The following is a 24,234-nucleotide window of genomic DNA, read 5'->3' on the forward strand; positions in this document are numbered from 1 at the left end:
GCCGTACGCGGCGGCCGGGGCACCTCGGGAAATGGGGATGGGAAGGGGATCGCGGGCCGTGGCCCGCGATCCCGTTCCTCAGGTCAGGGGCCGGTCTCGGTGTCGAGCTCGTTGCCCGCGGCCAGCATCTGGATCTGCTCCTGTGTGGCGACTCCCTGGAAGGCCCACACGTCGTCGATCACGCCGGGCCAGTACTCGCCCCAGGCGCCGTCGCCCTTGGTCCGGCCGAGCTGCAATCCCTTCGTGGCGTTGAAGCCCAGCACGTTGAACCGCCACGACACCTGCTCCTCGGTCTGTTCCAGCTCCCCGTTCACGTAGAGCCGCATCTCGTCCTGGAGCGCGTCGTAGGCGATCGCCACGTGGTCCCACTCGAAGCCCGACTGGAAGGCCGAGTGCTCCGAGGTGGGGCGGGTGGCTCCGGTGGCGTCGGAGTCCGGCATCTCGATCTGGTAGCCGCCCGCGTTGACCGGATCCGCCGGGTCCGGCCGGTAGCGGAGGGTGAAGGCGCTGTTGACCGCGCCCTCCTGGCTGAAGACCGTCGCCGGCCGGCCGGGACGGCCCGCACTGGTCACCCAGCCGGCGACGGTGAAGCTGTCGTCCGTGCGCACCACGGGACCGGCGCTGGCCGCGTAGTCGCCGTCACCGTCCAGGACCAGCGCGCCGGGCGGGGTGCCGACCCAGCCCGCGCCCTGGTCGATGCGGGCGTTGCCGTACAGGGTGACGTGCCGGCCCGCGGTGCCGTCGTCGGCCGCGATGGTCAGCGGGGATCCCGAGGCCAGCGTGGCGATCTCGGAGTCGGTGACGACCTGGTCGAAGATCCGCAGGTCGTCGATCTCGCCGGGGAAGAACGACCCGGCCGCGCCGTCGTAGGAACCCGCGCCCAGCTGCACGGGTCCGGTGGCGTTCCACGGCGTGGTGAACGCCGTGGTCGAGGCCAGCTTGCCGTTGACGTAGAGCCTGATCTGCTTGGCCGCCGCGTCGTAGGTCCCGGTCAGATGCGTCCACACCCCGCCCTGCGGCACCGAGGTGGACTGCGCCCGGATGATCGTGGCGGAGGCGTTGTTCGCGCTGAAACGGTTGAAGATCCACCGGTCGTAGGAGGAGGAGTAGTACAGCTCGAACGCCGGTTTCACCGACGCGGTCTGGGTGGCGATGATCCCCGCGTGGGTGGGTTTGGTGGCGGGGAGCCTCGCCCACGCCGACACCGAGAAGCTCTTGGTGGTGTCGAGCACGGCCCCGGTGGTCTTCAGGTACCCGTTCGTGCCGTTGAGGGTGACGGCCTTGCCGGACTTCCCGGTCGTCCCGAAGGTGACGGTGCCGACCTTGCTCGCCGGGTGGACGCCGCCCACCTCCTCGGCGCGGGTCGCGCCCGCCGCCTCGTCCAGCTTCCAGTACGCCTTGCTCGCCCGGACCGCCGAGGCCGAGTCGTTCAGCTTCCAGCGGGCGTTCACCACCGGGTGCTGGCTGAAGAGGTTGCCGACCTCCTCCGCGGTGACGATCCGGTCGAAGATCCGCAGGTCGTCGATCTCACCGGGGAAGAACGCGTCCGGGACCGTGCTGTACAGGCTCGCGCCGAGTTGTACCGGTCCGGTGGCGTTCCACGGCGTGGTGAACGCGGTGGTCGAGGCGAGCTTGCCGTTGACGTAGAGCCTGATGTGCTTGGCGACCGAGTCGTACACGCCGACCAGGTGCGCCCACTCCCCGCCCTGCGGCGCGGTGGCCCCTATCGCCCGCACGATCGTGGCGCTCGTGCTGTCGGTGCTGAACCTGTTGAAGATCCACCGGTCGTAGGAGGAGGAGTAGTACAGCTCGAAGCCCGGTCGAGCCGTGCCCGCCTGGGTGGCGATCACTCCGGCGTGGGTGGGTTTGACCTCGGGGAGCCTCGCCCACGCCGACACCGAGAAACTCGTGGTGGTGTTCACCACCGGGGCCGTCGTCCTGGCGTACCCGGTGGAGCCGTTGAACTGCGCGGCGCTCTTCGAGACGCCGTCCACCCCCAGCGTGACGCCGCCGGTGACGGTGGCGGGGAAGGTTCCCCCGACATCCGTGACCTGCGGGGAGTCGATGGGCTCGTCCAGCGGCCACTCCGCCTTCGCCGGCGCCCCGGTCTTGACCCTGAAGGCGTGACGGCCGATCTCGCTGACGTTGCCGGCCGCGTCGAAGGCCTGGACCGTGACGTAGTTCAGTCCCGCGTGCTCGGGCGCGATGTCGATCGTCACCGGCCCGCCGTTGGTGGCGGGCTTGCGCTCGTTGGCCTGCGTGGGGTTGCCGTTGATCCCGAACCAGTACTTGACGACGTCGGTGGAGGTGGAGGTGGCGGTGAAGCGTCCGTAGCGGCCCACCCCGTCGTACCACGGGTCCAGCTCGTCCTCGGGATCCGATTTGGGGTAGGCGGTCGAGGTCAGCGCGGGGGCGGCCGGCACGCTCTTGTCATAGGTGTAGTAGCAGCCGGTCGCGTCGCCCGCGTAGCTCCACGGACTGTACTGGTAGCCGTCCCAGGTGCGTACCGACCAGGCGATCGTCTTCTTCTCGGGGATCGTCGAGGGCATCTTGACCTGGAACGTCGATCCGGTGGTCTTGGGGCCGATCCTGCCGGAGGTCCACTTCGTCGCGCCGTCCCAGCTGGCCTGGAACTCGGCGTACACCTTCTTGGCGTCGGCGGAGTCGGAGTCGTGCAGCACCGCCGAGAGCGTCGGGGGCACCCGCACCGCCGGGGCCGGGGAGTAGACGCACTTGCCGCCCGGGTCCATCGTCAGGTTGGACATCTTCGGCTGCGGCGGCGGGGTGTTGTAGTTGACCCGGAGCCAGGCGTCGTCGGCGAACCGCTTCCACCCCTTCGGGTCGGTCTCGTACCCGGCCCTGAGTCCGAACGTGGTGGTCGACCACTTGCCCGCCGCAGCGTCCTTCACCGCCGCGGTCGCGTTGAACTCCACGTCGCCACCCGGGCAGTCGGAGGACCAGCCCTTCGCCACGTCCCGGGTGGCGAGGTGTTCGAGCCAGTTGTCCTTGGTGGAGTTCCAGGTCGAGCCCTCGACGAACCCCTTGGTCCGCCAGAGCTGCACGGTACGGCCGTCGCAGGAGTAGGACCAGGTCTCCTTGGCGACGAACTCCGCGGAGATGATGTGCTTGCCCGCGTACGCGCTGGTGGGCATCCGGTAGAAGATGCGCTTCACGTCCGAGGGCGCGCACCTGGCGTCACCCGAGCAGTAGCCCATGCCGGAGTCGGCCTTGCCGCTGAACTTGTAGTACGACGTGCTCGGGTAGGTACGCGAGACATATCCCCAGGCGGACGCCTTGACCGTCTTCCACACCGGGTCGATGTAGACGGGGAACCGTGTGTCGGGGGCGGTCAGCAGCGTGGTCTCGGGGGTGAGGGTGAGCGAACCGTCCTCGACGGCGGTCCCGACATCGGCCACCTTCGAGGTCGGGGCGGGGCCCCTGGCGAGGTCCTCCTCCGGCTCGGCCGTCGTGCGCCTCGCCGTCTCAGCGGGCGCCGACTCTGCGGGCGTGCTCCCGGCCTGCGTGCCGGAATCCCACATGATCGCCGACGGGGCCTCGAAGACCGCGCCCCCTCCCTCGGTGTCGACGGCACGCAGTCGCCCGTCCGGCTCGGCGCGCACCGCCAGCTCGGTTTCGCCCAGGTCGAAGCCGAGCCGGGCGAGGGCTCCGTTCTCCGCCGCCTCCCTGGTCTTCACGACGAGCGTGTGCGCGAACCCGTCGGTGTCGGCCCGAACGACCAGGTCGATGTCCTTGAGCACCGAGCGGTAGACGGCCGAGTCGCCCTGCAGTTCCGGCTCCGGCAGCTTTTCCGGCCACTTCAGCGACATCTCCCGGCCGGCGCGCGCCATCCGCACCATGGGCTCGTCCCCTCCCCCGGAGAGGGTCAGGTCGACGGTGGAGGCCTTGGGCCCGATGGACCCGTCGGGCCTGCGGATCAGGGTGACGTCCGGCGCCACCCAGGAACTGTCCTGCCGGACCCTGACAGGGCGAAGGTGCTCCACCGCGGTGAAGGAACCGTCGGGATTGGCGAAGACCTCCCTGCTCTCACCTCGCTTGGCGAGGATTTCCGTACTGCGGCCCGTCTCGCGGGCGATCCTGCCGGCCTGCTCATCCGTCGGAGCCACCGGCTCCGCCGAGGAGGCGACGGCTCTCGGAGCCCCTCCATGAACGTCGATCGCAACTGTTGACCCCGTAGCGATAACCCCGGCGGCCAGTACGGCCGCCAGGCCCCGTAACGTTGACATGCGCCTCACCAGAAAAAGAGATGACGGCAGCACAAAGCTGTGTCACCTGGTAGAAAAGGGGCAAATCAGCGCTGATGATCACTATGTAAAACCGAGTGACGTTCGATGTCAACGTTTTTTATGATCAAAACGAGCACGCCCGCGGCCCCCGGTAAGCGATTTCCGCATCCGCCCAGGTGAGCACGCCTCACATACTTCCCGGCGCGCGAGAAGAGCGCCGCGGTCCGCCGACCGGCCCCCGGCCGGAAGATCGCGACGGCCCCCGGCCCTCTTCGGAGCGCGGGGGAACGGAGGGCGCTTCGCTAGCCCTCCTCCAGCTTCACGACGGTGATCTCCGATACCTCGGTTCCCGTGGCGGTGTCCCAGCGGACCGACGTGGGGGCCGTGTCCAGGGAGAGGGTCGCGACCGCGTTGGAGAACCACGGGCCGTCGGTGATCCGCCACTTGAAGGGCGGCTTGGGAATCCTCGCCGTGCGGGAGAGTGTGCGGCCGACCAGGCTCGCGATGCCGAACTGGGCGACGATGTTGGCCAGGCGGAGGGTGCGGCTCAGCGGGTTGCGGATCGGGGAGCAGACCAGCTGGTAGACGGGAAGGTCGCGCGCCTTGGCCACGTAGGAGTAGTGCACGTCGCCGGAGAGCATGATCACCGGCTTTCCCAGCCCGGCCAGCAGCTTGGACAGGTCCTCGAACGAGCGGCGGAAGGCCGCCCAGTGCTCCAGGTCGACGGCCTGGCGCAGGGCCTCGGCCCAGCGCGCCACGGTCTTGCCCCAGGCCCCCTGGGCGAGGGCCTCGTTCCAGTTCTGGATGTGGTGGATGCCCGCGGGGAGCAGGAACGGCACCGAGGAGCCGATCACGAAGCGCTTCGCGCCCCCCTTGTGCAGCTGCTCGGTGAGCCACTCCCACTCCACCGGGTCGATCATGCGCCGGTCATCGGGGTCGAGCTGGCGGGAGCAGCGGGAGTCGAGCATGATCAGGCGAGTGTCGCCGAGGTCGCGGGCGTAACTCCACCGGCTGTCGGCGGGAACGTCGTAGGCGTGCTCGGCGAAGGCGTCGAGGACCTCGGCGCCGTCCCCCTCGGCCGCGCACACCTTGCTGAGCAGCTCGTCCGAGGCGCGTTCCGCCGGCGACAGGTTACCCAGGTGCTGGTAGACCCAGTAGGCGCCGATCCCGGAGATCACCCGGTGCCGCCACCACGGCACCTCCTCCATCGACGTACGCCAGGAGATGGAGGTGTTGAAGTCGTCGCGCAGGTCGTGGTCATCGAAGATCATCGCGCTGGGCACCGTGGAGAGGAGCCAGCGGATCTCCGGGTCGGTCCACGCCAGGCGGTACAGCTCGGCGTACTCCTCGAAGTCGGCGATCTCCTTCTTCGGCTCGGTGTCCCTGCGGCCCGCGATGAACTCCAGCATCTCCGCGGACGGCTCGTCGGCGTAGACCTGGTCACCGAGCAGCAGCAGCAGGTCGGGCCAGCGCTCGTCGGGCGTCTCGGGCAGCGTGCCACCGTACGCGCGCAGCACGTCCACCCCGTGGGAGATCGTGTACACGAGGTCGTGCGGCACGCTGGTCCGGCAGGAGCCGAACATGACGCGATTCGGACCGTCGGGGCCGAGCAGGCGGATGCGGCTCGGCGGCTGATCGGGCAGGGGCCACACGGTCTCCCCGCCCAGGCGCACCTCGTAGGCGCCTCCGCCCTCCACGTCCACGATCGCGTAGTGGTGACCGTGGACGGTGAACGTCCTCGCCTCCGAGCGCACGCCGCCGACCTCGACCGTCACCTCGCACGGCTCGCTCGTCTCCATCCACACCGACGCGCTCGTCTCGTCCACGTAACGCAACATCGGCCCGACCACAAGTTCCGGCACTTTCATCCCCTCGGCTGCACAACGGTAGGAATCCTGACCGGATTCTGGAAAATCTATGTTTTACTCCCAGATTGCCCAGGGGAGCAGGCAGATAACAACACACCTCCTGCTCGCAGGCTCGCGACCCGATCCGCGAATCAGTCATGAGAACGAAACACGGCCCGACCCTGCGGGCAAAAAACCGCGCCTAGTCTGATCGTGACCATGTGCCCCGAGCGGAGCAAGGGCGCTTCGCTCACCGTACGGAGGTATCCCTTGAGAACGCTCACGGTGCCGTCGACGACGCCGGCCGCCACCGCTCCCGTCAGTCCCGGCCGACAGGCCCTCGACTCCGCGCTCTTCCAGCTCGACCGGGCCGCGGACCGGCTGGACCTGGACGACAGCCTGCGCACCATGCTCGCCACCCCCCGCCGCTCGCTCACCGTCTCGGTCCCGGTCCGCCGCGAGGACGGCCGGATGGACGTCGTGCAGGGTTTCCGGGTGCAGCACAACACTACCCGCGGCCCGGCGAAGGGAGGCATCCGCTTCCACCCCCGCACCGACGTCCACGAGGTCACCGCCCTGGCCATGGGCATGACGTGGAAGTGCGCGCTGGCCGGCATCCCCTACGGGGGCGCCAAGGGCGGCGTCTCCCTGGACCCGGCCTCGCTGAGCGCCCGCGAGCTGGAACGGGTCACCCGGCGCTACGTCAACGAGGTCCTGCCCGTCATCGGTCCCGAGCGGGACATCCCGGCCCCCGACGTCGGCACCGACGAGCGCACCATGGCCTGGATCATGGACACCTACTCGGTGAACGCGGGCTACCCGGTGCCCGGCGTGACGATCGGCGGCCCCGTCTCCCCCGGCGGCGTGCCCGACACGGCCGGGACCGCGACCGCCCGCGGCGTGCGGATCGCCGCGCTCAGGGCTCTGGGCGGCTCCCCCGAGGGCCGTACCGTCGCGATCCAGGGCTTCGGCAAGGTCGGCGCCCCCGCCGCACGCTACCTCGCCGACGCGGGCTGCCTCGTGATCGCGGTCTCCGACCGCACCGGGGCCGTGATCGACCGCTCCGGCCTGGACATCGACGACCTGCGGGCCTGGTCGGAGGAGACCGGCGGGGTACGCGGCTACCGCCGGGCGGACGCACTGCCGGCGGAGGAACTGCTGGAGCTCGACGTGGACGTGCTCGTCCCCGCCGCCATGCAGGGGGCGATCACCGAGGAGAACGCCACCCGGATCAGGGCCGGCCTGGTCGTGGAGGGCGCCAGCTCCCCCACCACGCCCGGTGCGGACCGCGTCCTCGCCGACGCGGGCGTCACCGTGGTCCCCGACATCCTGGCCAACGCCGGAGGTGTGATCGTCTCCTACCTGGAGTGGCTCCAGGACATGCAGGCGCGTCGCTGGAGCGCGCGCGAGGTCGACGCGAGGCTTCGCGGCATCGTGCGGGACGCGTTCGACACGACCGCGGCGGTCTCCGCCGAGTGCGGGATCACCCTGCGCGAGGCCGCCCATGTGATCGGTGTCGGCCGGGTCGCCGACGCCCACCGGGCACGCGCGCCGCATTCCTGAGACCGTCGGGGACGTGCCGCACACCGGCCCGGACATACCGGCCCTCCCCGGCGGCGGGAACCGGCGTTCCCCCGTCCCGCGTACCGGGTGTGCCCGATGGTCCGCGCCCGCCTTCAGAGCGTCGTGGCACCCGTCCCCGCGTACGAAGGCGCGCCGTCACGCCGCCACGGCCAGGCGGCCGCGCCACCACGCGAGCGTCGCGGCCAGCGCCTCGCCCATCGGGGTCGGCGCGAGACCGAGGGCCGCCTGGGAGACGTCGGAGTCGAGGACGAAGGGACGGACGAACTGGTAACGCAACTCCTCCAGCTCCCTGAGCATCGGTGAGAAGACCCCGCCGGTGCGCAGCATCCAGTGGGGCAGGGCCTTCACCTCCGGGTTGGGCACTCCCGCGAGCGCGCACAGGCGCTCGGCGACCTCGCGCACCGGCATCGGCTCGTTCGTGGGGACGTGCCACGCGCGACCCCAGGCGTCCTCGCCCTCACCCGCCGCGACCAGGGTCCGCGCGACGTCGGGCACATAGGTCCAGCTGTGCGGCTGGTCGGGGTCTCCGGCGAAGCGGACGGTCCTGCCGGCGAGCAGTGCGGGGACGAACCTCTCCCCGAGGTGCGACTGGTCCAGGCAGCCGGGGCCGAAGTAGTCGGATCCGCGCACCTCGGTCACCCTGACCCGGCCCGCCTCGTGCGCGGCCAGGGCGTCCCGCCACACCTTCACCCGGATCGCGCCCTTGGCGCTGGGCGGGTCGAGGGGGTCGTTCTCCCTCATCGGCCGGTCGGGCGCCGCGTAGACGTACAGGTTGCCGAGGATGACGTATCCGGCGCCGGTGGTCTCGGCGGCTCCCAGCAGGGACGCGGCGAGCGGCGGCCAGTCGCGCGCCCACTCGTGGTAGCGCGGGTTGACGCAGTTGTAGAGGACGGCGGCGCCCCGGGTCAGGGCGGTCAGCTTCTCGCGGTCGCTCACGTCGGCGGCGACCCTGCGGACACCCGGCAGGTCGGGGCCCGAGCCCGAGCGACTGATGAGGACGACCTCGTGCCCCTGCCCGGTCAGCAGCCTGGCGACCTCCGAGCCGACCTGTCCGGCTCCGGCGATGACGTGCTTGGCCATGATTCCTCTTCCTGTGCGGTGGCTTACCCGTTCCATTCTGAGAGCAATGCTCTCGCTAGAGAGCACTGCTCGTCAAGAGCAGTGCTCTCGTTTTTTGCCAGTGCTCTGATATGGTCGCGACATGAGTTCGAGCCTCAGCGCACGCGAGAGGGTCAGGGCCGAGCTGACCCGCGAGATCACCGACGTCGCCCGCAGGCAGCTCGCCGTCGACGGCGCGAGCGGCCTGTCCCTGCGCGCCGTCGCCCGCGAGATGGGCATGGCCTCCTCGGCGATCTACCGCTACTTCCCGTCCAGGGACGACCTGCTCACGACCCTGATCATCGACGGCTACAACGCCATCGGCGAGGCCGTGGAGAACGCCGACGCGGCCGTCCCGCCGGAAGACCACGGGAGGCGGTGGATGGCGGTCTGCCACGCCGTGCGGGACTGGGCACTCACCCACCCGCACGAGTACGCCCTGCTGTACGGCTCACCCGTCCCCGGCTACCGCGCCCCCCAGGACACCGTCCCGGCCGCGGTCCGCGACACCGCCGTCTACGGCCGGATCGTCTCCGATGCCCACCGCGCCGGAGCGCTGAACCCGCCCGACACCACCCACCCGCCCGTCCCGCCGTCCTTCCACGAGGACGCCGCACGCGTGCGCGAACTGATACCCGACGTCCCCGACGACGTGGTCGTCCGCGGTCTGATCTCCTGGACCGGCCTGTTCGGCTGGATCAACTTCGAGGTGTTCGGCCAGTTCGACAACGCGATCCTCGATCCCGCGTCGGCCTTCGACCACGCCATGCGCTGTCAGGCCCGCACCCTCGGGCTGTCTGTCTGATACGTCACGAGTTGGCCGGGTAATTCACCCCGCACAGCAGGGCCTCGGCATGGACGCTATTTGTCGTCACATGTCACACCAGGTTGCAGAGAGAGGGGCGATCGCGCCGTACTCAAGGTATTGAATTCCAGGGTCTTCCTGGCGTCGGTCAGACGGGCACCCGGCGATCCACGGCCCCGAGGGGCCGTGGGACGACGGTCCACGTGAGACCGTGTGAAGGGCCGCAGGCCCTCTACCGGGAGAACTTCTTGCGCGCGGCTCCCCGGATGACCTGGCCCGGCCGCTGCTGCTCTCCGTGCAGGGAGGTGAGCACGACGAGCACCCCGGTGACGGCGGGGACGACCCACTGCATGAGACGCAGCTGCTGTTGTGTCTTGGCGACGTCCTCCGGAGTCTCCTTCTCCGGTTTCACGGCACCTTCCACCGGCACGTCGCCCGCGTCCGCGAGTTTGGCACCGAGCACCCCGGTGTAGGCGGTCGCGGCGAGCGCCCCGGCGGTCAGCACGGCCTTGGCCGCGGTGCTCGCCCCCACCCCGCGCTGGTACGCCACGCGCCGCCTGTTGGCGGACAGCAGACCGAGCGAGCCGACGAGAAAGGCGCCGACGCTCGCCGCGCTGACCGGCGCCCACCTGCCCCATCCCGCGTTCGCGACCCGCAGGCGCTCGCTCCTGTCGCTCACCGCGGCGGTGGCACCGTTGAGGCCGATCGCTCCCATCAACGATCCCCCGAACCAGGCGGCCAGCCCGACATCGTGCATCGCGCGCACGACCGTATTGCGTTCCATGCTCTCCCCCTCATCACCAGCGCTGGATTCACGAGCTCTAACGGTGGATATCGCACTGTTATCACTGTGATGGGAGTTGACTACCCTGATCCGATCGTAAGATCCGCTTGTGAGTTGATGTCCGGATCAAGGTTGAGGCTGGGAACCGTCAGGAAGCGAAGACACGGGCGTCGAGGAACGGGGTACGGAACTTGCCCGTGGGATCGAGGTCGGCGGCCAGGCGCCGGAAGTCCGGGAGCCGGTCGTACAGGGAGTTCAGGCGATCGGGTCCCATGAGGAAGAGTTTGCCCCAGTGTGGGCGGGCCTCAAAGGGCTCCAGCGACTCCTCGACCACGGCGAGCACCCGGCTCACCGCGGGCCAGTCCTTCTTCCAGGTGAAGTGGACGGCGACGACGTCCTCGCGGTAGGCGGTGCTCAGCCACAGGTCGTCCGCCGCGACGGTACGGATCTCCGAGATCTGCAGGACGGGGGCGATGACGTCCCTGACCGCGTCCAGCGCGCGGAGCGCGGCGAGGGCGTGGCGGCGCGGCAACAGATACTCCGACTGGAGCTCCTCCCCGCTGCTCGGGGTGAAGTCCAGACGGAAGTGCGGCAGCCGGTCGTACCAGGGGCCGGGGACGCCCATCTGCGCGGTGCAGTTGACGGCGGAGATCCCCGGCAGCGGGTGCCGGTCGGCCGTGGCCGCCGTGGCGTCCAGCCAGCGCGGCGCCGCCTCCCACGGACCGGACTCGTCCTCGCGGCGCTTCACCCACACCTGGTCGATCCGGGGGCCGATCCAGCCGGTGAACAGGCTCACGCTGTACGCGGCGGAGAGGACCTCCTCGAAGTGCTCCTCCAGACGCGCCCACGGCAGGTTCTCGTAGACGTACTGCCGCACCTCGAAGGCCGGGACGACATCGAGGACGACCCTGGTGACGACGCCCAGCGCGCCGAGGCCGACGACCGCCCCGGCGAAGCGGTCGCCGTCCTTCTCGCGGCTGAGGACGGTGATCTCACCGTCCGCGGTGACGAGTTCGAGGCCGGAGACCGCGGTGGCCAGGTTGCCGTTGGCGACGCCGGAACCGTGCGTGGCCGTGGCGCAGGCGCCGGCGACCGAGATGTGCGGCAGGGAGCCGAGGTTGGGCAGCGCGTAGCCCTCGCCGTACAGCCACCGGCTCAGCTCGCCGTAGCGCACCCCGCCGCCGACCGTGACCGTGCCCCGCTCCGGGTCGAGTTCGAAGGCGGCGGGCAGGCCCTCCAGCGAGACGAGGTCACCGCCGGGACGGTCGGCGATCTCGTTGAAGGAGTGGCGGGTGCCGAGCGCCCCGATGGCGGCGCTGCCCGCGACCACCTCCTGGAGCTCCTCGACGTCGCCGGGGCGGTGGATCCGCGCGGCGCCGTAGGTGATGTTGCCCGCCCAGTTCAGCAACCCTCTGGTCACGATGTGCCCTCTCCACGCCTCACGCCAGGCCGTACGCGGCGGATGCGCGCCACACGCGGTGATCGTGCCGGGACACGGACTCACTCGGGTGACCGGGCGGGGGCACGGATCGCGGCCGGGCGGTCGCGGTCGTGGCCGTGCGCGAGCACGGCTCATGACCGGTGATCGCGCGAGACGCGACGGCGGGCATTGCCGCCCCCAGGTTAGTTCAGAAATGTCTGGACATCACCGGGGGCCTTCATCGGCCGCGGGCCGCGCACTCGATGCAGGTCCTGGCGATCGGGCGTGCCTTCAGGCGCTCCAGGGCGATGGGGCGCCCGCAGTCGTCGCACACGCCGTAGGTGCCCCGCCGAAGTCGCCCCGCCACCTCGTCGAGATCGTCGAGATGGGCTCGCGCCCTGTCGAGCAGGGCCTGGAGATGGGACCGTTCGAAGGCGATCGTCGCCCCCTCCGGGTCGTGCTCGTCGTCATTGCCCACCAGCGCCGACGCCTCGACGAGGTCGTCCCAGTCACGTATCAGCGCCGCGATCTGGGCCACCGTCCTCTCGCGGTCCTCGGCGAGCAGATCTCGCATCGCCGCCCGCTGGGAGGAGGACAGCACGGTTTTCCCGGGCCGCTCGCCCATCGCCGTCTCCCCCGTCCTGTCGCGGATCCACTCCTGGCCGTGAGCATCGTCGACCCATGTCATGAGGCCACCGACCTGTGTCCTTCCCCCGGTTCAGGGCGCGTGAGGGGGAACGGCCCGTACGGCGACGTGGGCACCCTCGCCGCCGTAGGAGCCTTTCGCGGGAACGGGGACCGGGGACCGGGCCCGCCGTTCCACGGCAGGCACGCTCGATCCTCTCCGGCACCGATCAGCGGGCCCTCCCGTGTCCCGGACGCCGCCCCGTGCCCGGAGCGGCGTGTTTCACGGGACGGGTGTCAGAAGGAGAAGATCGGCCCTGTCGCGGTGCGCAGCTCGCACTGGTTGCTGAAGGTCCGCTGGTATCTGATGAAGCGGCCGTTCCAGGTGCCTGTCGCGGTGACGGTGATGGGGTCGTAGTACTGCGGGCAGGCCCTCCAGGGCAGCCTGATGCGTGCGGGGTCGCCCTGCGCCCTGAGCAGTAGCGAGCATGCCTGGCTTCCCTCGGGGTGCATGCCGTAGGGCGGCGCGCATCCGAGGCGGATGGTCCGCTTCCTGCCTATGCGCGAGACGGTCAGCGTGAGGTGCTTGGCGTACGGGCCTCCGGCCGTCGGCCACGGCGGGCGGGGCGGCATCGGGGCCGGAATCGGCGGAGGCGGGATGGGCTGACCCCACGGCGGGCGCGGGATCGAAGTGGGCCAGAGCGGCATCGGAACGGGCGGGGTCGCGATGGGCTTGGGCGGAACCGGGGGCGGATCGGCGACCGACTGGGCCACGGGCGGGTCGGGTATGTGGTTCGGTGGTGACTGCGTGTCCGCGGTGGCGGTACCGCTGAGGATGACGAGCCCGGCGGTGGCCAGGCCGAGAATACATCGCATAGTTTCCCCCGATAAATACAAATTTCGCATATAACCGATAAGTCGTTTTCGGTTTATTCGGGGGGAGCGAGTCGTACCCTGAGCTGCGAAGAGGCTACGTCGATAACGCGGGGATGTCTCGCAGTGACTCGCCACGGAATGCCATGAATTCACCGGTCGAGGGCGTCTCCGAACGGCCGCTCGGGGCAAAGGTCCGCGAGCATGATCGATCACACCGCAGATGGCACCGTCCGCGGTGAGGGCGTGGGTTTCCGATGATCGCCGAGGTGACCGCGGGATGGCTGATGACGAAGGCCGGGGCCCGGGGCTGAAGGCCGGGTGGTCCGAGGCGGCCCGGGAAGGCCGCCTCGGGCCGGACTCGGACCGGATGGGTGCGGTGGTCAGCCGGCGTAGGGGGCGGCGACATCGAGGATCCAGGTGACGCCGAAGCGGTCGGTCAGCATCCCGAAGCCCGGCGCCCACTGCGAGGGACCGTACTTCTCGATGAGGTCGGCGCCGTCGGCGAGCCTGTCCCACAACGCGCCGACCTCCTCGGCGGTTTCGCCGCGGACGGACACGAAGAACCGCTCGCCGGTCAGCGTCATGCCGTGCTCACGAGTGGTGGCGGCGGGCACGGCGGCGGCCGGTGCCTGGCCGGGCACGTCGTAGGCCATGACGGCGAAACCGTTGTCGGCCGCGACCTGGCCGAAGACGATCTTGTCGGCGTCGGGCATGTCCTTCGGCATGCCGAAGTCGCCGTAGGTGATGGTGGTGAGGTGGCCGCCGAACACGGTCTGGTAGAACTCCAGCGCCGCGCGGGCGTCGCCGCGGAAGTTCAGGTGGGTGGTGGTGGAAATGGCCATGTGGGTGACTCCTTGTTGATTTTCCAGGCGCGGTACGGCCTGTATGGGGTGGTAAGCCTCATTTGAGAGCACCGGCGAAAAAAGGGGTGTCCGGGTCGCGGTGGCCGACCGGCTCGAAACGAAGATTCGCAGGGGTAGGTGACAGTATGTGGCACCTACTTCGGACAGAATCAGGTTCATGCCGAAGACTTCCGCCCGACTGCTGGCCCTGCTGTCGCTGCTGCAGACCCGCCGGGACTGGTCCGGCACGGTGCTGGCCGCTCGCCTGGACATCAGCCTGCGCACCGTGCGCCGCGATGTCGACCGGCTCCGCGAGCTCGGCTACCCCATCGCCGCCGTCAAGGGTCCCGACGGCGGCTACCGGCTCGGCGCCGGCACCGACCTCCCCCCGCTGCTGTTCGACGACGAACAGGCCGTCGCCCTCACCATCGCCCTCCAGATCGCCGCCACCACCTCTGGCAGCGGCCTCGCCGAACCCGCCGAACGGGCACTGAACACCATCCGGCAGGTCATGCCCTCCCGGCTCCGGCACCGCGTCGACGCGGTGCGCGTCACCGCCGTCGAACCCCCTGCCACCCGACCGGCCGCCCCGGTCGACGGCGACGTACTCCTGACTGTCAGCGCCGCCGTCCACGCCCGCGAGATCCTGCGCTTCGACTACGCCGCCGGGGCCGCGGACGAACCCCCGCGCCGCGTCGAACCCCACCACGTCATCACCTGGGACGGACGCTGGTACCTCATCGCCTGGGACCTCGACCGCGACGACTGGCGCACCTTCCGCGCCGACCGGATCACCACGCACACCCCCAACGGGCCCCGGTTCACCCCACGCGTACTGCCCGGAGGAGACGTCGCCGCCTTCGTCACCGGCACGTTCCGCGGCTCCGGCGACTCCTCGGGCAACTGGCCCTGCCAGGGCACGGTGATCCTCGACCTGCCCGCCGCCACCGTGGCCCTCTACACCCGCGACGGAGTCGTCGAGGAGATCGGCCCCTACCGCTGCCGGCTCACCCTCGGATCCTGGTCCTGGCCCAGCCTTGCCGCAGCCATCGCCCGCTACGACGCCGACTTCGAAATCGTCGGCCCCGACGAACTCGCCGGCGCCTTCGAACACCTCGCCCGCCGATTCACCAGAACCACAGCCGGCCCCGTCGCCCGCTCAGGCCAGTGGTACCGAGGCAGTGCGCCTGAAGCCCCCCGAACACCATGAAGGCAGATAGTCACCCACCACACACGGCCAACTGTTCGGAGCCACCCAGGACGACCGCGACACCGTCTTCGCCCTGAGGTCACGAGCGTCTCCGGCACCGGAAGGCGAGCGGAGACGACTCGACCGCGCCCGGGCGGATTTCGCGGTGGGCGCGGTCGGGTGAGCGACGTCGATGCCTTGTGGGCCTCTGTCGAAACCTCCTACGGCAGATCGTGCCGTACGGTCCTTCGCTAACGGCCGGCGCGGTTGACCGCGGAGATGACGGCCTTGAGCGAGGCGGTGGTGGTGTTGGAGTCGATGCCGACACCCCACAGGGTGCGGCCGGCGATCTCGCACTCGATGTAGGAGGCGGCCTTGGCGTCGGTCCCCGCGCTCATGGCGTGCTCGGCGTAGTCGAGGACGCGCACCTGGACGCCGACCCTCGCCAGGGCGTCGCAGAAGGCGGAGATGGGACCGTTGCCGACCCCCTCGACCTCGCGGATCTCACCGTCGAGGCGCAGATCGGCGCTGATGGCGTCCTTGCCGTCACCCCTGGAGGTGGTGCGGTGGGCCAGCAGACCCAGACGGCCCCACGGGCTGGCCGGGTTGGGCAGGTATTCGTCGGTGAAGACCTCCCACATCCGGGTGGCGTTCACCTCGCCGCCGACGGTGTCGGTGTGGGCCTGGACCGCGCGGGAGAACTCGATCTGCAGGCGGCGCGGCAGGTCCAGGTGGTGGTCGGCCTTCATGATGTAGGCGACGCCGCCCTTGCCGGACTGGCTGTTGACCCGGATGACCGCCTCGTAGGTGCGGCCGATGTCCTTGGGGTCGATCGGCAGGTACGGGACCGCCCAGGTGAACTCCTCGACCGGAACGCCCGCGGCGGCCGCGTCACGCTCCAGGTGCTCGAAGCCTTTCTTGATGGCGTCCTGGTGGGAGCCGGAGAAGGCGGTGTAGACGAGCTCGCCGCCCCATGGGTGGCGCGGGTGGACGGGCAGCTGGTTGCAGTATTCGGTGACCCGGCGGATCTCGTCGATGTCGGAGATGTCGACCTCGGGGTCGACGCCCTGCGAGAACAGGTTCATGCCCAGCGTGACCAGGCAGACGTTGCCGGTGCGCTCACCGTTGCCGAACAGGCAGCCCTCGATCCGGTCGGCCCCCGCCATGTAGCCAAGTTCGGCGGCGGCGACGGCGGTGCCTCGGTCGTTGTGGGGGTGCAGGGACAGCACGATCGAGTCGCGGTGGGCGAGATTGCGGTGCATCCACTCGATCTGGTCGGCGTAGACGTTGGGCGTGGCCATCTCGACGGTGGCGGGCAGGTTGATGATGACCTTGCGGTCGGGGGTGGGCTGCCAGACGTCGTTGACGGCATCGCAGACCTCCACCGCGTACTCCAGCTCGGTGCCGGTGAAGGACTCGGGGGAGTACTGGAAGTAGATCTCCGTGTCGTCCATCTGGGCGGCGAGCTTCTTGCAGAGCTTGGCGCCCTCGACCGCGATCGCGGTGATGCCCTCACGGTCCTGGCCGAAGACGACCCGCCGCTGGAGGGTGGAGGTGGAGTTGTACAGGTGGACGATCGCCTGCTTGGCCCCGCGCACCGACTCGAAGGTCCGCTCGATCAGCTCGGCCCGCGCCTGGGTGAGGACCTGGATCACCACGTCGTCGGGGATCAGGTCCTCTTCGATGATCTGCCGTACGAAGTCGAAGTCGGTCTGGGAGGCGGCGGGAAAGCCCACCTCGATCTCCTTGTATCCCATCTTCACCAGCAGCTCGAACATCTTGAGCTTGCGGTGGGAGTCCATGGGATCGATCAGTGCCTGGTTACCGTCACGCAGGTCGACGGCACACCATCGGGGGGCTCGGTCGATGACCTTGCCGGGCCAGGTGCGGTCGTCCAGCCGGATCGGCGCGAAGGACTGGTAACGCGTGAAGGGCATGGGACTGGGTTGCTGCTGCGGATACATGCAAGGCTCCTCGACTGGGAAAACAATCGTGGCCGACGCGCATGGCTCGCTCCGCGACGAGGGAGCCGGCCTCTACAGGCCCTCGTCGCGGCAGCTAAGAAGCAGACCGCGCAGCATGCCTAGCACGTTAGCAGACGTCTCAGGATCCCCGTGCCTCGGTCTCACATCGCGGGACTTCGAAGATCTTCCAGATCCCGTCCGTACGGGAGGCGCCGCCCACGACGGCCGCCGCGCGAGGCCGCCCGATTCCCCCGGTGCGACGATCCACTGATCGGATACAGTCCAGAAATACTCTGACAGGGGGAACGGCCATGAAGGACGGCGACATCCTCGCCCACATCAACGAGCTGATCGCCGAGGAGCGGGAGCTCCGGGCGAAGCTGGGCTCGCACTCGATCTCCTCACACGAGGAGAACAACCGGATCAGGCAGCTGGAGGAGGCTCTCGACCAGGCTTGGGACCTGCTCAGGCAGCGCCGGGCGCTCCGCGAGTTCGGCGAGGACCCCGACTCGGCGGCCCCCCGCCCGATCGACGAGGTCGAAGACTACCGTCAGTGACCGTTCACCCGGAAAGTCGTCACAGGGAGTGCGTCGGCCGCCCCGCGAGCTGACCCGTCACTCCCGCTCGCCCGCCCCTGCCGCTCCGCCGCACTCACCCGGCGCGCGGCTCGGTCACGGACGGAGACTCGGCGGAAGTCGGAGACCTGGCGGGGGTCGGAGACTTCTCCGTACTCGGAGACGGATGTGGAGACGGATCCGGGGACCGGTCGGAGGACGGTGGCAGCGGGCCGGTCGCCTTCTCCGGACGGCCCTCGCAGCGCGAGTCCGCCGAAGTCCGCTGCGACGCCGGGGCGAGCCAGGAGATCACACTCTGTTCGACGTACCAGCCGTGCAGGTTCACCCACGTCCTGGGCACCTCACCGGGATCGGGGCAGAGCACCTTCGACTGCAGCCTGTCGTTCTGGATGAACTCCACGGCACCGTCACGCTTGAGGACGGTGGTCATCTGGTCGTCGCTGGCGACCATGTAACCCACGACCACCTCGGCGGGCCTCTTCGCGGTCGGACTCTCCACGCTGATCTGTATGGCGATCAACGGGAGGATCGGCGCCCTCATCACGACCACGCCGACCAGGAACGGTGTGAACACCGCCATCCCGATCGCGATGCCGTGGGTCAGCACCCTGGCCGGCGCCTCGGGCACGGGACCGGTCAGCAGCGCCGCGAACACCGGGGGAAGCGTGAGCAGGATCGCGGTCGCCACGTCCCGCGCGGTGAACGCCGAGACGATCGCCGGCCACAGCATGACGTACGACAGCACGGCGGCGATCACCGGCAGCGCGTAGCAGAACGTCGTCCGCAGCTCCTCGTGATCCGGGAACCGTTCGCGCACGGTCAGCCCGAGCAGGGCGAGTGACATCATCGCGAGCGTCGGCAGGAAGCGCAGCTGCCAGGTGCACACACCCATCGCGACGGCGAGGACCACGACCCAGCCGGGCAGCCGCTGGGCGCTGTGCACCAGCCACGAGAAGCGGCCGGTGCTGATCCAGTAGAGGGTGCCGAGAAGCCTGCCCCCGACCACGACGACGGGCAGCACCCACACCGTGGTCAGCAGGACCGCGCTCAGCAGGCCCAGCGGGCTGATGGTCTGCACGAGCAGGAGCAGCGTCTGGGTGTCCTGCCTGCTGGCGTACCACAGCCGCATCACCAGCAGGACGATCGGGAACACCGGCAGCAGCGTGAGGAACCACTCCTGGTTCCTCGGCGCGTCCCTCAACCGCGCGTTGGGCTTCAAGGCGCGGAGGGGCAATCCCGCACGGGGAGGGTCCGCTCCCAGGGCCAGCGGCGTACGTCCGGGGGAAGCGCGCACGGCTGCTGCGCCTGCGCCACGTCCACCCCCGGGTTGGCCGCCAGCAACGGCCGGATGTGCTTCTCGTACGCCTCCTCCCACATCTTGTTGCCCGGATCGGCGTAGGAACGGTAGAGCGCGAGATCGACCAGGGTACGCAGCGCGCGGTTGGAACCCGCGTTGACCGCCCACATCTCCGTCTTCTCCAGCGCGATGTCGTGGTGGCGCAGCTTCCTCTCCGGCTGTGCGACGAACCCGGCCAGCAGGGCCGCGTCGGTCGTCACCGCCTCGGCCGCCCTGTCGCTCGGCACACCGTCCGCCAGACGGTCCACGCACTTGCTGATCAGGAGCTCGGCGATGGGATCGGTCTTGATCGCCTTCCTCAGTTCGGCCAGGGAGGTCGAGGTGCCGAGTGAGCAGACCTTCCTGCCTTCAAGCTGACCCAGCGAGGCGACGTTGTCGTCGGGGTAGTCGGCCCTGGTCACCACCGACTGCTCGGTGTAGAGGTAGGGCGTGGAGAAACCGACGGAGGGGTCGGCCCTGCGTTCCGGCGTCACGCTGAAGGTCGCCACCACGAGGTCGACCTTGACGAACGTGTCGTCCGTGTCGCGGGCCTGCATACGCGCCCTGTCCTCGGTCTCGATGGCGAGGAAGTCGACCTGGTCGGGCCGGAATCCCAGATCCGCCGCGATCATGTAGGCGATGTCGATGTCGAAGCCGGTGAAACCGGTCCCGCCCGGCTCCCGCAGGGCGATGCCGGGGGTGTCCTCCTTCACCCCGATCAACAGTCTGTCCTTGTTGAGGAGTCCCGCCTTCTCCCGCAGCTCGGCCTCGGTGGGAGGCCCGTTCACCCACGCGATGGACACCCCGACCACGACCGCGGCGAGGACCAGCGCGATCCAGGCGGCCAGCCGGAAACGTCGGAAACGGCGCCTGCGGGGCGGCCCCGGCGCTCCGGCCGGGGTGGTCGGCGGCCCGGGCTGGAAGCCCTTGACGTCCGCGTCGTCGAATCGCGGAGCGCGATCGTGGCGGTCGTCGTAGCGCCGGTCGCGTCCGTACCCGTCATCGTCCCGTCGGTCACGGTCATAGCGGTCGTCGGACCTCCGGCCGCGCTCATATCGTCCGCCGTCGCGCCGGTCGCGTCCGTACCCGTCATCGTTCCAGCGGTCCCGGTCATAGCGGTCATCGGGATCACCACCCCGCCGGTCACGCTCATACCGATCGTCGCCCCGCCGGTCACGGTCATAGCGGTCATCAGACCTCTGATCGCGGTCGTGGCGGTCATCGGGATCACGCCCCTGCCGGTCGCGTCCCTCGTCGCCTCGCGAGCCGGGGGCGGCGGGGGCACCGGAGGCACCACCGTCCGGCTCGCCGATCGCCCCGCCGGGCGGTGTCTCGCGCTCGCCGACGGCCGGAGGGCCGGTCTCCCCCGAGCCCGCGGCCAAGCCGCCACTCTCTCCCGGGGAAGACCGGCGCTGCTTCTCGGGAGGTGAGGGAGCCCTTTCCGGGCCCGTCTCCCCGTCCGCAGGTTCCTTCGCCATGACACCCCCGGACTCCGCTTTTCTGGGCAGATTATGTCGTCGTCACCCGCCGCGGGAGGCTCTTCATCAAGAAGTGATCAAATGGGCCCTTCTTGATATTGGAAGTCCGATTCGGATTTTCTGCGGATCAGACGGCGAGAAGACGGTGAATTCCCTCCCCGCGCAGTTCTTCGGCCGCGCCAGAGTGGACGACGTGCCCGGCGTCGAGGATGAGGAAACGGTCGGCGAGGCGGAGCGCCAGATCCAGATACTGCTCGACCAGCAGAACCGACAGACCCGTGGCGTGCAGCCGCTCGATCGCCTCCTCGATCTCGATGACGATCGACGGCTGGATGCCCTCGGTGGGCTCGTCGAGGATGAGCAGCTTGGGACGGGTGACGAGGGCGCGGGCGATGGCGAGCTGCTGTTGCTGCCCGCCGGACAGGAATCCGGCGCGCCGTTTGAGCAGCGGCTTCAGACGCGGGAAGGTCTCCAGGGCCTCCTCCAGCGCCTCCTGCGACCCCTTGGCGGCCTCCAGCGTGACCTGCAGATTGCCGAGCACGCTGAGCTGCGGGAACGTCTCGTGCCCCTGGGGGACGTACGCCATGCCGAGCCGGACCCGCTCGTGCGGCGGCATGCGGGTCACGTCGCGGCCCTCGAAGGTGACCGATCCCGCGGTGGCGGGCAGCACGCCCATCACCGTGTTGAGCAGGGTGGTCTTGCCGACCCCGTTGCGGCCCATCACGCACATCAGCTGCCCCGGCTCCACCTCCAGGGAGACTCCGAACAGCACCCGGGCCCTGCCGTACCCGGCGTCAAGTTCCTGTACCGACAGCATCGCTGCGTTTCCTTCCGATATAGACCTCCTGCACGCGCGGATCGTCGCGAACCTCGTCGACCGACCCCTCGATCAGCACCTTGCCCTCGTGCAGGACAGTGACCTGCGAGGCGTACCTGCGCAGGAACTCCATGTCATGTTCGATCACGATCACCGTGTGGTCGTTCGCCACGGACGTGAGAAGCTCGCCGGTGCGCTCCCGCTCGTCCTTGGACATACCGGCCACCGGCTCGTCCAGCAGGAGCAGCTTGGGACTCTGGGTGAGCAGCATGCCGATCTCCAGCCACTGCCGCTGACCGTGGGAGAGCACCCCCGCGGGCCGGTCGGCCAGCTCTTTGAGGCCGGTGGTCTCCAGGGCCTCGGCGACGGCGTCTGAGATGCCCCGCCTGCGCCGGGTCAGCGACCAGAGCGGCCTGCGGAACGACGCGGCCAGGTCGAGGTTCTCCAGGACAGTCAGCTCCTCGAAGACCACCGAGGTCTGGAAGGTCCGCCCGACGCCGAGCCGTACGATCTTGTGTTCGCGCTGCCCGACCAGGCTTTTCCCGTCGAAGACGACCTCGCCGGTGGTCGGGCGGGTGAGGCCGGTGATGACGTCGATGAGCGTGGTCTTCCCCGCCCCGTTGGGGCCGATCAGGAAGCGCAGCTCCCCCTTCTCGACGGTGAGGTCGATGCCGTCGATGGCGCGGAAGCCGTCGAAGACCACCGACAGCCCGCGCACCTCGATCATCGGGCTCATCCGACCTCCTCCATGACTCTCACTCCGGGGGCGTCCGCGGGCGGCGGTTCCGGGTCCGTACGACGTCTCGACCTGCGCGCCCAGGCGTCGCGCGCCGACGCCGCCACGCCGAGGATCCCCTTGGGGGCCAGGGTCATGACGAGGATGAACAGCGCGCCCTGCAGGTAGAGCCAGCCGTCGGCGAACTGCTCGCTGAAGGACGTCTTGGCGTACCCCATCACGACCGCGCCGAGGATCGCCCCGGCCAGCGCGAATCTGCCGCCCACCGCGACCGCGACGACGAGTTCGAGGGAGGGGACCACTCCCAGCAGCGCGGGCGAGATGATGCCGACCACGGGCACGAACAGGGCCCCCGCGAGCCCGGCCATGCCCGCTGAGAGCGCGAAGGTGACGGTCTTGATCCTGGCGGGGTCGTAGCCGAGGAACCTGACGCGGTCCTCGCCGTCCCTGATCGCGACGAGCAGCCGCCCGAAGCGGCTTTTGACCAGCTGGCGGGCACCGAGATAGAGCAGTCCCGTGACGATCGCGACCGCGAAGTACAGCCCGCGCTGGGTGGAGTCGGCCGCCAGGTCCTGGCCGAACAGGTCGTAGAAGTTGGTCAGGCCGTTGGTGCCGCCGGTCAGGCCCTGCTGGCCGACGAGCAGGATGACGAACGCGGCGGCGAGCGCCTGGGTGAGGATCGCGAAGTAGGCGCCGCGCACCCGCTGCCTGAACACCAGCAGGCCGAGCACCGTGGCGATCGCCATCGGCCCGACGACGACCATGGCGAGCGCGAACACCGGGTTCGCGAACGGTTTCCACAGGGCGGGCAGCTGCTCGACCCCGCTCCACACCATGAAGTCGGGCAGGTCGCCCTGGGCGTCCACCAGTTTCAGGTGCATCGCCATGGCATAGCCGCCGAGGCCGAAGAACACGCCCTGGCCCAGGGTGAGCATGCCGCCCTGCCCCCAGGCCAGGCCGATGCCCAGGGCGATGATCGCGAAGCAGAGATACTTGGCCAGCAGGCCGAGACGGAAGGGCTCCAGCAGGAGCGGCGCGACCACGAGGGCGAGCACGGCCACCACCGCGAAGACCCCGGGCCCCCTGAGACGTGCGAGATTCATGTCAGCGCCCTCGATCGGAGTACGAACAGGCCCTGGGGCCGGAACTGGAGGAAGGCGATGATCGCGGCGAACACGATCACCTTCGCCAGGCTGGCGTCGCTCCAGAACTCGGCGTAGGAGTTGAGCAGGCCGAGGCCGGCGGCGGCGATGACGGCGCCGCGCAGCTGGCCGAGGCCTCCGGCGACGACCACGAGGAAGGCGTCGACGATGTAGTAGGTGCCGAGGGCGGGTCCGACGGGGCCGATGAGGGTGAGGGCCACTCCGGCGACCCCGGCCAGGCCGGAGCCGATGAAGAAGGTGCGCTGGTCCACGTGGGCGGTGTTGATGCCGCTGACCGCGGCCAGCTGGCGGTTCTGCATCACCGCCTGCATCCGCCGCCCCTGGCCGGTGCGGTTCATGTAGGCCCAGATGCCGACGACGGTGACGATGGCGAGGGCGAAGATGAAGAGCCGGTTGTAGGGCAGGGACGCGATGCCGCCCTGCAGCCAGGTGGGTGCCTGTACCTGCACGTTGGGCGCCCCGAACAGGTCGCGGGCGAGCTGCTGCAGCACGAGGCTCACGCCCCAGGTGAGCAGCAGGGTGTCGAGCGGGCGGCCGTAGAAGTGGCGGATCGCGGTCCGTTCGAGGATGAGCCCCATCAGCCCGGCGACCAGGAAGGCGACGGGCAGGGCGACGATCACGGCCATCCGGCCGGTGAGGTCCTGGAGCAGGTAGGCGGTGTACGCGCCCGCCATGATGAACTCACCGTGGGCCATGTTGATCACGCCCATCTGGCCGAACGTGAACGTCAGGCCGAGGGCGATGAGGAGCAGTACGGCGCCGATGGACAGGCCGATCGGGAGCTGGTTGAGGAAGGCCTCCACCGAATCCCCTTCCTAGAAGTGTCTGGCTCCGGAGCGGGCCGTGCCGCAT

The 24,234-nt window shown here is 69.6% G+C and carries 19 protein-coding genes; 4 read left to right on the forward strand and 15 right to left on the reverse strand.

The window, feature by feature from the left end; genetic code table 11:
* Positions 1-83: 83 nt before the first annotated feature.
* Both ACFY3V_RS04030 and ACFY3V_RS04035 read right to left on the reverse strand, forming a co-directional pair.
* Entirely contained in the window at positions 84-4,124 is a 4,041-nt protein-coding gene (locus tag ACFY3V_RS04030) for a LamG domain-containing protein (RefSeq protein ID WP_389769756.1), read from the reverse strand.
* Between the two features lie 422 nt (positions 4,125-4,546).
* Positions 4,547-6,106 carry an alkaline phosphatase D family protein gene (locus ACFY3V_RS04035; protein ID WP_362898387.1) on the reverse strand — a complete coding sequence of 520 codons (1,560 nt, stop codon included), beginning with the start codon at positions 6,104-6,106 and terminating at the stop codon, positions 4,547-4,549.
* A 255-nt stretch (positions 6,107-6,361) separates the two neighbouring features.
* On the opposite strand from ACFY3V_RS04035, the gene ACFY3V_RS04040 reads away from it, so the two are divergent.
* Positions 6,362-7,654: a Glu/Leu/Phe/Val dehydrogenase gene (locus ACFY3V_RS04040; RefSeq protein ID WP_389769760.1), complete on the forward strand. Its 1,293-nt coding sequence runs from the start codon at positions 6,362-6,364 to the stop codon at positions 7,652-7,654.
* Positions 7,655-7,810: 156 nt separating this feature from the next.
* Here ACFY3V_RS04040 and ACFY3V_RS04045 read toward each other — a convergent pair whose 3' ends face one another.
* On the reverse strand, positions 7,811-8,755 hold the full coding sequence (locus ACFY3V_RS04045) for an NAD-dependent epimerase/dehydratase family protein (RefSeq protein WP_389769763.1): 945 nt from the start codon (positions 8,753-8,755) through the stop codon (positions 7,811-7,813).
* A 121-nt stretch (positions 8,756-8,876) separates the two neighbouring features.
* On the opposite strand from ACFY3V_RS04045, the gene ACFY3V_RS04050 reads away from it, so the two are divergent.
* A complete protein-coding gene (locus ACFY3V_RS04050) occupies positions 8,877-9,578 on the forward strand; it encodes a TetR/AcrR family transcriptional regulator (protein WP_362898393.1) in 702 nt (233 codons plus the stop codon).
* Between the two features lie 232 nt (positions 9,579-9,810).
* On the opposite strand, the gene ACFY3V_RS04055 is transcribed toward ACFY3V_RS04050, so the two are convergent.
* From ACFY3V_RS04055 to ACFY3V_RS04075, 5 genes are all read right to left on the reverse strand, one after another.
* Complete coding sequence (locus ACFY3V_RS04055; protein WP_362898395.1) at positions 9,811-10,362, reverse strand: hypothetical protein; 552 nt, start codon at positions 10,360-10,362, stop codon at positions 9,811-9,813.
* Between the two features lie 148 nt (positions 10,363-10,510).
* On the reverse strand, positions 10,511-11,782 hold the full coding sequence (locus ACFY3V_RS04060) for an FAD-binding protein (RefSeq protein WP_362898397.1): 1,272 nt from the start codon (positions 11,780-11,782) through the stop codon (positions 10,511-10,513).
* Positions 11,783-12,020: 238 nt separating this feature from the next.
* On the reverse strand, positions 12,021-12,470 hold the full coding sequence (locus ACFY3V_RS04065; protein WP_389769767.1) for a TraR/DksA family transcriptional regulator: 450 nt from the start codon (positions 12,468-12,470) through the stop codon (positions 12,021-12,023).
* Between the two features lie 233 nt (positions 12,471-12,703).
* Positions 12,704-13,282, reverse strand: coding sequence for an SSI family serine proteinase inhibitor (locus ACFY3V_RS04070; protein ID WP_362898401.1), 579 nt, complete (start codon positions 13,280-13,282; stop codon positions 12,704-12,706).
* Positions 13,283-13,662: 380 nt separating this feature from the next.
* On the reverse strand, positions 13,663-14,124 hold the full coding sequence (locus tag ACFY3V_RS04075; protein ID WP_362898403.1) for a VOC family protein: 462 nt from the start codon (positions 14,122-14,124) through the stop codon (positions 13,663-13,665).
* 178 nt (positions 14,125-14,302) lie between these two features.
* Here ACFY3V_RS04075 and ACFY3V_RS04080 point away from each other — a divergent pair, with 178 nt between their 5' ends.
* Positions 14,303-15,334 (forward strand): helix-turn-helix transcriptional regulator, encoded by a 1,032-nt coding sequence (locus ACFY3V_RS04080; protein ID WP_389769772.1) that lies wholly within the window; start codon positions 14,303-14,305, stop codon positions 15,332-15,334.
* Positions 15,335-15,564: 230 nt separating this feature from the next.
* Here the strand turns inward: ACFY3V_RS04080 and leuA are convergent, their stop codons facing one another.
* The gene (gene leuA / locus ACFY3V_RS04085) at positions 15,565-17,277 is read right to left on the reverse strand and encodes a 2-isopropylmalate synthase (RefSeq protein WP_350944533.1); all 1,713 of its coding nucleotides are present in this window, start codon (positions 17,275-17,277) and stop codon (positions 15,565-15,567) included.
* A gap of 311 nt (positions 17,278-17,588) precedes the next feature.
* Here leuA and ACFY3V_RS04090 point away from each other — a divergent pair, with 311 nt between their 5' ends.
* Positions 17,589-17,834 carry a DUF2630 family protein gene (locus tag ACFY3V_RS04090; RefSeq protein WP_389769775.1) on the forward strand — a complete coding sequence of 82 codons (246 nt, stop codon included), beginning with the start codon at positions 17,589-17,591 and terminating at the stop codon, positions 17,832-17,834.
* Between the two features lie 94 nt (positions 17,835-17,928).
* On the opposite strand, the gene ACFY3V_RS04095 is transcribed toward ACFY3V_RS04090, so the two are convergent.
* The 6 genes from ACFY3V_RS04095 to urtB all read right to left on the reverse strand — a co-directional run bounded on the left by ACFY3V_RS04095 (position 17,929) and on the right by urtB (position 24,185).
* Complete coding sequence (locus ACFY3V_RS04095; protein WP_389769778.1) at positions 17,929-19,071, reverse strand: hypothetical protein; 1,143 nt, start codon at positions 19,069-19,071, stop codon at positions 17,929-17,931.
* Entirely contained in the window at positions 19,068-20,570 is a 1,503-nt protein-coding gene (locus ACFY3V_RS04100; RefSeq protein WP_389769781.1) for a transporter substrate-binding domain-containing protein, read from the reverse strand. Before ACFY3V_RS04100 ends, ACFY3V_RS04095 begins: the two co-directional genes overlap by 4 nt.
* A 223-nt stretch (positions 20,571-20,793) precedes the next feature.
* A complete protein-coding gene (urtE, locus tag ACFY3V_RS04105) occupies positions 20,794-21,483 on the reverse strand; it encodes an urea ABC transporter ATP-binding subunit UrtE (RefSeq protein WP_362898413.1) in 690 nt (229 codons plus the stop codon).
* The gene (gene urtD, locus ACFY3V_RS04110) at positions 21,461-22,219 is read right to left on the reverse strand and encodes an urea ABC transporter ATP-binding protein UrtD (protein ID WP_389769785.1); all 759 of its coding nucleotides are present in this window, start codon (positions 22,217-22,219) and stop codon (positions 21,461-21,463) included. The genes urtE and urtD overlap by 23 nt, the downstream gene beginning before the upstream one ends.
* The gene (gene urtC, locus ACFY3V_RS04115; protein ID WP_350944540.1) at positions 22,216-23,322 is read right to left on the reverse strand and encodes an urea ABC transporter permease subunit UrtC; all 1,107 of its coding nucleotides are present in this window, start codon (positions 23,320-23,322) and stop codon (positions 22,216-22,218) included. Before urtC ends, urtD begins: the two co-directional genes overlap by 4 nt.
* Positions 23,319-24,185 carry an urea ABC transporter permease subunit UrtB gene (gene urtB, locus ACFY3V_RS04120; protein ID WP_350944542.1) on the reverse strand — a complete coding sequence of 289 codons (867 nt, stop codon included), beginning with the start codon at positions 24,183-24,185 and terminating at the stop codon, positions 23,319-23,321. Before urtB ends, urtC begins: the two co-directional genes overlap by 4 nt.
* Between the last annotated feature and the right edge of the window lie 49 nt (positions 24,186-24,234).

The organism is Streptosporangium sp. NPDC000095 (assembly GCF_042899335.1).
Lineage (GTDB): Bacteria > Actinomycetota > Actinomycetes > Streptosporangiales > Streptosporangiaceae > Streptosporangium.

Bases quoted from the DNA above. Each gene is read 5' to 3' on its own strand.
- ACFY3V_RS04045 (WP_389769763.1), bottom strand. From the start codon at position 8,755: ATGGCCAAGCACGTCATCGCCGGAGCCGGACAGGTCGGCTCGGAGGTC.
- ACFY3V_RS04050 (WP_362898393.1), top strand. From the start codon at position 8,877: ATGAGTTCGAGCCTCAGCGCACGCGAGAGGGTCAGGGCCGAGCTGACC.
- ACFY3V_RS04055 (WP_362898395.1), bottom strand. From the start codon at position 10,362: ATGGAACGCAATACGGTCGTGCGCGCGATGCACGATGTCGGGCTGGCC.
- ACFY3V_RS04065 (WP_389769767.1), bottom strand. From the start codon at position 12,470: ATGACATGGGTCGACGATGCTCACGGCCAGGAGTGGATCCGCGACAGG.
- ACFY3V_RS04070 (WP_362898401.1), bottom strand. From the start codon at position 13,282: ATGCGATGTATTCTCGGCCTGGCCACCGCCGGGCTCGTCATCCTCAGC.
- ACFY3V_RS04075 (WP_362898403.1), bottom strand. From the start codon at position 14,124: ATGGCCATTTCCACCACCACCCACCTGAACTTCCGCGGCGACGCCCGC.
- ACFY3V_RS04080 (WP_389769772.1), top strand. From the start codon at position 14,303: ATGCCGAAGACTTCCGCCCGACTGCTGGCCCTGCTGTCGCTGCTGCAG.
- leuA (WP_350944533.1), bottom strand. From the start codon at position 17,277: ATGTATCCGCAGCAGCAACCCAGTCCCATGCCCTTCACGCGTTACCAG.
- ACFY3V_RS04090 (WP_389769775.1), top strand. From the start codon at position 17,589: ATGAAGGACGGCGACATCCTCGCCCACATCAACGAGCTGATCGCCGAG.
- urtE (WP_362898413.1), bottom strand. From the start codon at position 21,483: ATGCTGTCGGTACAGGAACTTGACGCCGGGTACGGCAGGGCCCGGGTG.
- urtD (WP_389769785.1), bottom strand. From the start codon at position 22,219: ATGAGCCCGATGATCGAGGTGCGCGGGCTGTCGGTGGTCTTCGACGGC.
- urtC (WP_350944540.1), bottom strand. From the start codon at position 23,322: ATGAATCTCGCACGTCTCAGGGGGCCCGGGGTCTTCGCGGTGGTGGCC.